The organism is Paucibacter sp. XJ19-41, assembly GCF_028462495.1.
Classification (GTDB): Bacteria; Pseudomonadota; Gammaproteobacteria; order Burkholderiales; family Burkholderiaceae_C; genus Roseateles_E.
Window position 1 is genome coordinate 1 of record NZ_JAQOWX010000255.1, and the last position, 1,704, is coordinate 1,704.

Annotated in this window: 3 protein-coding genes; all 3 read left to right on the top strand. The window is 70.2% G+C overall.

The features are described 5' to 3' along the window. Nucleotides 1–185 precede the first annotated feature (185 nt). Nucleotides 186–584 carry a S1 family peptidase gene (locus PO768_RS28730; protein WP_442953323.1) on the top strand — a complete coding sequence of 133 codons (399 nt, stop codon included), beginning with the start codon at nucleotides 186–188 and terminating at the stop codon, nucleotides 582–584. Then, the gene (locus PO768_RS28735; protein WP_272648784.1) at nucleotides 521–1,381 is read left to right on the top strand and encodes a trypsin-like peptidase domain-containing protein; all 861 of its coding nucleotides are present in this window, start codon (nucleotides 521–523) and stop codon (nucleotides 1,379–1,381) included. Before PO768_RS28730 ends, PO768_RS28735 begins: the two co-directional genes overlap by 64 nt. After that, a partial coding sequence (locus PO768_RS28740; RefSeq protein ID WP_272648785.1) for an FHA domain-containing protein occupies nucleotides 1,357–1,704 on the top strand: 348 nt, incomplete at its 3' end. The genes PO768_RS28735 and PO768_RS28740, both read left to right, overlap by 25 nt.

The following is a 1,704-nucleotide window of genomic DNA, read 5'->3' on the forward strand; positions in this document are numbered from 1 at the left end:
CAGCTCCGGCAGCGGCCGCCAGCGCGCCGGCCGCGGCGGTCTCGGCCACCGCCCGGCGCATCTACGAGCGGGCCCGCGGCCAGCTGCTGCAGATCCGCACCCTGCTGAAGAATCAGGACAGCCAGGCCTCGGTCGGCTCGGGCTTTCTGGTCAGCGAGGACGGCCATGTGATCACCAACTACCATGTGATCAGCCAGGCCGCGCTGGAGCCCGAGCGCTACCGCCTGCGCTATGCCGGCACCGAAGGCCAGGCGGGCGAGCTGGAGCTGCTGGACTTCGATGTGCGGCGCGACCTGGCGCTGCTGCGCGTGGTCGGCGCCGGGCTCAAGAATGCCGGCGCGCTGCGCTTTCGCCCGCTGGACCAGCCGCTGTCCAAGGGCGACCGCATCTACTCGATGGGCAATCCGCACGACGTGGCTTTCGCCGTCGTCGAGGGCACCTACAACGGCCTGGTCGAGCGCAGCTTCGATGCGCTGATCTACTACTCGGGCAGCATCAACTCGGNGGCAATCCGCACGACGTGGCTTTCGCCGTCGTCGAGGGCACCTACAACGGCCTGGTCGAGCGCAGCTTCGATGCGCTGATCTACTACTCGGGCAGCATCAACTCGGGCATGAGCGGCGGCCCGGTGCTGGACGAGGAGGGCCGGGTTGTCGGCATCAATGTCTCGGCGATGTTCTTCGCCCAGCAGATGAGCTTTCTGGTGCCGGCCGAGTTCGCGCTGCGCCTGTTCGAGCGCAGCCGCACCGCCAAGCCGCTGGTCGGCCCGGCCTGGCCGCGCCTGCGCGAGCAGCTGATGGCCTATCAGGACGAGCTGGTGGGCCGCTTCATCGCCCAGCCCTGGCGCGGTGCCGACCATGTGCGCTACCGTCTGCCGGTGCCGCAGGAGCAGTTCATGCGCTGCTGGGGGCGCGGCACGCCGGCCGACAGCAAGGGCCTGGACTTCCAGCGCTCGCAATGCCGGATGGAGCATGCGGTCTTCATCAATGGCGCGCTGCAGACCGGCTATCTGGACATCTCGCACGAGGCCTATGACGGCGCCAAGCTCGGCGCGCTGCGCTTTGCCAAGCAGTACTCGGGCAGCTTTCGCAACGAGAACCTGGGCCGCTCCAACAAGCAGCGCACCGCGCCGCACTGCCGCGAGGAGTTCATCCAGAAGGGCGTCAAGGAGGGGCCGCCGCTGCGCGCGGTGATCTGCCTGAGCGCCTACCGCAAGCTGGCCGGCCTGCACGACCTGAGCGTGCTGGTGACCACGGTGGATGGCGCCACCGAGGGCGCGCTGGGCCGTTTCGATGCCCGCGGCATCAGCTTTGACAACGCGCTCAAGCTGAGCGCCCATTACCTCGGAGGCTTCGGATGGACGCGCGCGCAGCAGCAGTGATCGAGGTGCTGGGCCGCGACGGCCAGGTGCGCGCCACGCACAAGCTGCAGGCCTGGCCGGTCTCGATCGGCCGCTCGCCGGACTGCGACATCGTGCTGGACGACAGCCATCTGGCCGCCACCCATGCCCGGCTGAGCCTGGACGAGGCTGGTGGTCCGCAGCTGGCCCTGCTGCCCAGCCTGAATGGCGGCCAGCTGGGCCGGCGGCGGCTGGCGGCCGGCGAGTCGGTGGCCCTGGGGGCCGGCGCGGTGTTCCAGCTCGGCGCCACCCAGCTGCGCCTGCGCCGCAGCAGCGATGCGCTGGCGCCGGAGCAGCCGCTGCTG